Annotated in this window: 5 protein-coding genes and 1 pseudogene; 1 reads left to right on the top strand and 5 read right to left on the bottom strand. The window is 40.9% G+C overall.

Annotated elements, in window-relative coordinates:
* Nucleotides 1-156 precede the first annotated feature (156 nt).
* Together OIZ54_RS17630 and OIZ54_RS17635 are read right to left on the bottom strand one after the other, a co-directional pair.
* Nucleotides 157-1,284, bottom strand: coding sequence for a M14-type cytosolic carboxypeptidase (locus OIZ54_RS17630; protein WP_004587236.1), 1,128 nt, complete (start codon nt 1,282-1,284; stop codon nt 157-159).
* Between the two features lie 317 nt (nt 1,285-1,601).
* A complete protein-coding gene (locus OIZ54_RS17635) occupies nt 1,602-3,044 on the bottom strand; it encodes a glyceraldehyde-3-phosphate dehydrogenase (RefSeq protein ID WP_004587235.1) in 1,443 nt (480 codons plus the stop codon).
* Nucleotides 3,045-3,218: 174 nt separating this feature from the next.
* Here OIZ54_RS17635 and OIZ54_RS17640 point away from each other — a divergent pair, with 174 nt between their 5' ends.
* Nucleotides 3,219-4,019: a DUF2989 domain-containing protein gene (locus OIZ54_RS17640; RefSeq protein WP_054983637.1), complete on the top strand. Its 801-nt coding sequence runs from the start codon at nt 3,219-3,221 to the stop codon at nt 4,017-4,019.
* Between the two features lie 89 nt (nt 4,020-4,108).
* Here the strand turns inward: OIZ54_RS17640 and ihfA are convergent, their stop codons facing one another.
* The 3 genes and pseudogenes from ihfA to OIZ54_RS17655 all read right to left on the bottom strand — a co-directional run.
* Nucleotides 4,109-4,408, bottom strand: a complete 300-nt coding sequence (gene ihfA, locus OIZ54_RS17645) for an integration host factor subunit alpha (protein ID WP_002960690.1) — start codon at nt 4,406-4,408, stop codon at nt 4,109-4,111.
* Nucleotides 4,409-4,410: 2 nt separating this feature from the next.
* Entirely contained in the window at nt 4,411-6,798 is a 2,388-nt protein-coding gene (gene pheT, locus OIZ54_RS17650) for a phenylalanine--tRNA ligase subunit beta (protein ID WP_054983636.1), read from the bottom strand.
* 15 nt (nt 6,799-6,813) lie between these two features.
* Nucleotides 6,814-6,991, bottom strand: a pseudogene (locus tag OIZ54_RS17655) (phenylalanine--tRNA ligase subunit alpha); the annotation flags it as partial.

A 6,991-nucleotide genomic window follows, 5' to 3' on the forward strand; every position in this document is an offset into this window, starting at 1 on the left:
TAAATACCTCTTATTATTTTATTTGAGACTGTTGATTGTTTATTACTTACTCAGAGCTAGGTAATACGATAACTAAGCTATTGCGCACTTTTATTATTTGTTAATTTTGTAATAAAAAAGGGCAACATTTTAATGTTGCCCTTACCTTATACTAATTTATCTTAATTTATCAACGACATTTACGATTGCCGCTAAAGTATCTTGACCAAATTGATACGAGCGGCGGTCTGACCAGCCGTAATCTGGGTCTGGTAAGTCGTTATTGTCTTTAAAAGGCATCTCAATTGTGTAAGTAAGTGCTTTAAATTCTTCTGCCGTTGCAGATGAGCCAACTGTTAAATTAGCTTTGCCCGGCTCGTCTTTATCGTAACCGTGCTCATCTTGAAACTCTGGCGTTATAGTAAGTAGCGCTGCTTTAAAGCTATCTTCTAAGTCTTTTAAGCGGTCATCGTAGCTTGGAATACCTTCACTGCCTGCCACAAAGTTATAAGGAATAGCTTCATCACCGTGTATATCTAAATGCATATCGAGGCCAGTTTCGCGCATTTTATTCAGTACTAAATACACTTCTGGGCTATTTTCCATGCTAGGCGTTTGCCATTCACGGTTTAAGTTAACACCTTTTGCATTAGTACGAAGGTGTCCACGTACGCTGCCATCTGGGTTCATGTTTGGTACTACATAAAATACAGCTTTTGATAAAAGAGCAGCGGCATGCGGGTCTTCATCATCTAGTAGTTTGTGTAATAGCCCTTCTACAAACCATTCTGCCATAGTTTCGCCTGGGTGTTGGCGCGCTGTGATCCAGATTGTTTTTTTATCTTCACTAGGCTGACCAATTTTAAGCACGCTCATATCACGGCCATCAAGTGTTTCACCTAATGTTTGTAATTGGCAAAGCTCTTCGCTTTGCGCCCAGGCTAATAAATCTAAATGACGGTCGTAGCTATATGGCGCAAAGTAAGCAAAATATACACTGGGGCATTCAGGCTCTAGTTCAAAGGTAAGCGTGCCATTTTCGTAATTTGAAGGCACACGGAACCATGTTTGACGGTCGTATGAGGCAACAGCTTGGTAGCCTTCCCATCCATCTGGGTAGGCAGAGTTTTCTAAATTATTAATGTTTAACTTATGCAGTTGATAAGGCGTTGTTTCTAGACGAAAGTGAAACCACTGGTAAAATTCAGACTGGTGATCGTTGTTTATCTCTAATTGAATATTTAACGGATCGTTGGCTTCGATAACCTTTATGTTACCACTATCAAAATTGCTGCTGATTTTCATGAAAAAACCTTAAGGTAGAATAAGTTTATCTGCTTTGTTAGGCACGTTGATATTTTGGATTAAATTGACTCTATTTTTGGACACTAAATTACAAAAAAGAGCGGCCTAAAAGTGCAGAACTGACACTATTTAAAAACCTGTACTGTGGATAATTAAACTATCTCAAGCAGATTGCAGGTTAAATAGTAAAATGCATTATTGAATGAAATCAAATAAGCATTTCAATAATTAAAGCCTACCACACAGGGTACACTTTAAAAATATAACGCGACTAAAAAAGCCAGCAAAAAAGCTGGCTTAGTATAATTGCGTTTAAATTAGCGAGGTAAGCTTGGGAAAGCAACTTCAGCCATATCACGCATACAACGAACTACTTGGCAGCTGTAGCCAAATTCATTGTCGTACCATACGTATAAAACAACGCGGTTACCTTCAACAATTGTTGCTTGCGAGTCTACAACACCTGCGTAGCGGCTACCGACTAAATCGGTAGATACGATTTCGGTTGATGCGGTGTAATCAATTTGGTCACGCAGTTCTGAATGCAGTGCTGTTTCGCGTAAAAACGCATTTAGCTCTTCAACAGAGGTGCTGCTATTAAGGTTTAAGTTTAATATAGCAAGCGACACATTAGGTGTAGGCACACGAATCGCATTACCTGTTAGCTTACCTTCAAGCTCAGGAAGCGCTTTAGATACCGCTTTAGCTGCGCCTGTCTCGGTAATTACCATATTAAGTGCAGCAGCACGTCCACGACGCTCTGCTTTGTGGTAGTTATCAATAAGGTTTTGATCGTTTGTGTAAGAGTGTACGGTTTCTACGTGGCCGTTATTAATACCAAACTTATCGTTTAATGCTTTAAGGGTTGGCGTAATCGCATTGGTGGTACAGCTTGCTGCACACACGATTTTATCTTCAGGCTTAATGTCTTGGTTATTTACACCATAAACAATGTTTTTAATGTTGCCTTTAGCCGGTGCTGTTAATAGTACTTTTGCAGCCCCTTTAGACTCTAAGTGCTGACCAAGGCCTGCTTCGTCTTTCCAAATACCAGTGTTATCAACTACGAGTGCATTTTCGATACCGTAAGCGGTGTAATCAACTTCACTTGGCGAGTTAGCATAAATCACTTGGATGTAGCTGCCATTCGCTTTAATTGCATTACGCTGCGTATCAATTGTGATTGAGCCATTAAATGGACCATGAATTGAATCGCGACGCAGTAAGCTTGCACGTTTCTCAAGGTCGCCTTCTTTACCGCCACGTACAACAATTGCGCGTAAACGTAAGTCGGCATAAGGGCCTGATTTTTCGATTAGTAAACGTGCTAACAAACGCCCTATACGACCAAAGCCATACAATACAACATCACGCGGCTCTTTGGCTGGTGAGTCTGCAATTTCGGCTAATTCGTCTTTAACAAATTCATCAACTGTGCGGCCATTAGCAGCATCGCTGTACAAATAGCTATAAGCAAGTTTACCAATATCAATACGTGCTGAGTTTAGCTCCATTTTACTAATGGCTTCTAAAAACGGAAAGCTTTCGCGTAAACGTAATTTAGTGCCTTCAAATTGCGCTACAGTTTTGTGTGATTTGATAATATCGATAGTACTGGCATTAACGAGAGGACGGCCATATACAGCGATTTCTATACCACGGTTACGATAAAGCTTACCAATGATAGGTTGCATGCTTTCAGCGTAATCTTGGCGTTCTTGCCAACTATTTGTATATTCTAATTCGTGAGATGAGGTCATTTTATTTACCTAATTTAATCATTTTGAACGGATAGCCTTTAAAAATGCATTAGATTTTGAGAGTAATGCACTTCAGGCAGGGCTATTCTAAGTTAATCTAAAGTTATTCTCTACTGTTAGCGCACAAATGATTGCGCTAGAATAGTAATGTATATATTCATTTGAGGTTAAGGGATGGTTTTAAGAGCAAGCGCAATACTAACAATGCTAGCGTTAACAGGATGCGAAGAACCACTGACTCTCGCTCAGGTATGTAAAGAAACACCTGGCTTTTGTAGTGATTTAAATAAAGATAGCCATTGTAAAAATGAGCGCTCTGAGGTTATTTTAAAACGCTATATAGAATATAAAAAACCCACAGATGAAAACAAATACCAATTGCTTAAGGGATTTGAGTCGTATAATCAATGTATTACTTTAGCCGCAAAAATAGAACATATTAAACTAAAGTCTAAAACAACATCGCGTATTGAAGGTCAGCTTACTAGCATTAAAGAGATGACCCGACTTTATCAAGACACAAAAAACACTAACCACCCAGGTTTGCTTTACTATCATTGGTCACGTAACAATGAGCAAAGTGCGCTGACTCGTTTACTTGCAATGGAAAATGATGAAAGCGTAACCAACAGTGCAGAAATGCAGTTTTATCTAGCTTCTTATTACATTAAGTTTGACGATGAAAAAACAATTGATTTGCTATATAAAACGCTTGAGCTAAATAAACAAGGGCAACAGCCAAACCCTGAAGTGTATACCTCGTTAATCAGCTTATTTTATAAACATGATAAATATAAGCACGCTTACATTTTTTCGAAAGTGGCGCAAAGCGCTGGCATTGAGAATATAGATTTACTACCCATTGAGCACCAACTGATGAGCGATGGTAAAAGTTTAGATGCGCTTGATGCCCTTGCTCAACAAACGTATGAACAAATACAAAACGGTGAGTTTGTATCGCCGCGAGAATTTTAGGTAAGCAAAACCCCCTGGCAATAAATGTGTTTTAAAACATGATGCCAGATGGTTTTTTAAATAAAAAAGGCAGCTTACGCTGCCCTTTTTTATTTTGCTTTGCTTGTGCCCACTTCTACACGGGTTTTAAGCTTTTGACCTGGTCTAAAGGTCACCACGCGGCGCGCCGAAATAGGAATGTCTTCTCCTGTTTTCGGGTTACGGCCTGGTCTTTCTTTTTTATCACGAAGATCAAAGTTACCAAATCCAGAGAGCTTAACCTGCTCGCCTTTTTCAAGCGCTGAGCGGATTTCTTCAAAAAACGCTTCAACTAAATCTTTGGCATCTTTTTTATTGATCCCGAGCTTTTCAAATAGGTGTTCAGCTATGTCGGCTTTAGTAAGCGCCATATCTAGTCCCTCAACGATGCATTAAACTTTTCGGCCAATGTGGCCACCACGTTATCAACTACCAGATTGATATCTTTCTCTTCGAGTGTTCTATCAACCGCCTGCAGTGTTAGAGCAATCGCCAAACTCTTATAATTTGGCTCAATACCTTTGCCCTTATACACATCGAATAAGTTTAGGTCAACCAATTGATTTCCGCCAACTTTTTCTATTGTGCTTAAAATATCACCTGAATTAACGCTATCAGCCACTAAAATCGCGATGTCGCGGCGGTTTGAAGGGAATTTTGAAACCCCTACAGCTTGCGGTAAATTTCTTTTTTCTATTGCAGACATTTCTATTTCAAATACAAAAGTTGCGTTATTGATATCTAACGATTTTTGCACTTGAGGGTGAAGAGCACCAAAAAATCCTACCTTTTTACCTTCAACATAAATAACTGCTGATTGGCCTGGGTGTAAACCGTCTGACTGCTCTGCTTTAATTTCAAAACGGCTTGTATCGTTGGTGATTGCTAATAAGGCTTCAACATCACCTTTTAAGTCGTAAAAATCAACGTTGCGTTTTTGCTCAACCCAATGCTCGCCGTGTGCAAGGCCAGTGATCACACCGCCAATGACAGGGACTTGCTGCAGGCCATTTTCTGCGCTGTCGTCGCTGATAAATTTAAGACCATGCTCAAATAAACGAATACGTGGTTGTTGACGGTTTTGATTATACGCAACCGATGCTAAAAGCCCTGGCATTAAGCTTACACGCATAGCCGACATTTCAATTGAAATTGGGTGCGGCAGTATAAGCGGATTACTTTGTGGGTGTATAATAGCTTGTGCTTTAGGGTCTACAAAGCTGTACGTAATTGCTTCTTGGTAGCCACGTGTCACTAACGTATTGCGAAACTTACTTAGCGCAATTGTTGACTCGTCATGTGTAGTCATTTTTAATTTTGCGGTTGGCGCAACATTTGGAATACTGTTGTAACCATAAACACGAGCAACTTCTTCAATTAAGTCTTCTTCAATACGAATATCGAAGCGGTAGCTTGGAATATCAGCGCTCCAGCTGTCGTTTTCAAACTTAACGTCTAAGCCTAAACGAGTCAGAATATCAGTCACTTTCGCATCGTCAATATGATGACCAATTACACGGTCTAAACGCGCACGACGTAGGCGTACTTCTGTCACTTTTGGCAGTTTATCAGCAGCCACAGCTTCTACGACAGGTCCTGCTTCACCGCCAACAATATCAAGTAATAAAGCAGTTGCGCGCTCCATTGCATCGTGTTGCAGGGTAAAATCTACGCCACGCTCATAGCGGTGTGATGCATCGGTATGTAAGCCGTAACTACGGGCTTGACCTGCAATTGCGACTGGGTTAAAAAACGCGCTTTCTAATAAAATATCAGACGTTTTTTCTGTAACACCTGATTGCTCACCGCCAAAAATACCGGCAATCGCAAGTGCTTTATTATGATCGGCTATCACAAGTGTTGATTCGTTCAGTTTTGCAGTATTGCCATCAAGCAATACTAACTCTTCGCCTGCATTGGCGCTGCGAACCTTAATGCCGCCTTCAATTGCATTTAAATCAAATGCATGCATTGGGTGGCCAAGTTCTAGTAATACATAGTTAGTAACATCAACAACAGGGTCAATTGAGCGAATACCACTACGGCGAAGCTTTTCAACCATCCAAAGCGGTGTTTCTGCATCAAGGCTAATGCCTTTGATTACACGCCCTAAGTAACGCGGACACGCATCAGAATTAACAAGCTCGATAGATACTTCATCGTCAATAGTGCCGCTAACTGCTGGAATTTGTAGCTCGTTTACATCAACGCTGTTTAATACACCTACTTCGCGTGCAAGGCCTTTTATACCCAAGCAATCACCACGGTTTGGCGTTAAATCAACATCAATTATGTTGTCATCAAGGCCTAAGTATTCGCGCAGGTCTGTACCAATTGGCGCATCGCTTGGCAATTCCATGATGCCGTCGCCTTCTTCGCTAATACCTAGCTCAACAAAGGCACACAGCATACCGTGTGATGGCTGACCGCGTAATTTGGCTTTTTTAATTTTAAAGTCGCCCGGTAAAACAGCGCCCACTGTTGCAACAGCGACTTTAATGCCTTGGCGACAGTTTGGCGCACCACACACAATATCAAGTAGCTCATCGCCACCTACATTGATTTTAGTAACGCGAAGTTTATCTGCATCTGGGTGCTGTGCGCACTCAACCACTTCACCAACTACTACGCCGTTAAAATCCGCTGCCGCGCTCTCAACTGCGTCAACCTCAAGGCCAGCCATAGAAAGCTGTTCCGAAAGAGCTTGCGTATCAATAGCAGGATTTACCCACTCTCTTAACCACTTTTCACTAAATTTCATTTTATATTTTCACTCTTAACGGAACTGGTTTAGGAATTTTAAGTCATTTTCAAAAAATGCACGTAAGTCGTTTACGCCATAGCGCAGCATGGTTAAGCGCTCTACGCCCATACCAAAAGCAAAACCGGTGTATTTTTCTGGGTCAATACCTACTGACTTAAGTACGTTAGGGTGAACCATGCCACAACCTAAT

Source organism: Pseudoalteromonas sp. A3 (genome assembly GCF_025942345.1).
In the GTDB taxonomy this organism is placed as follows: Bacteria; Pseudomonadota; Gammaproteobacteria; order Enterobacterales; family Alteromonadaceae; genus Pseudoalteromonas; species Pseudoalteromonas atlantica.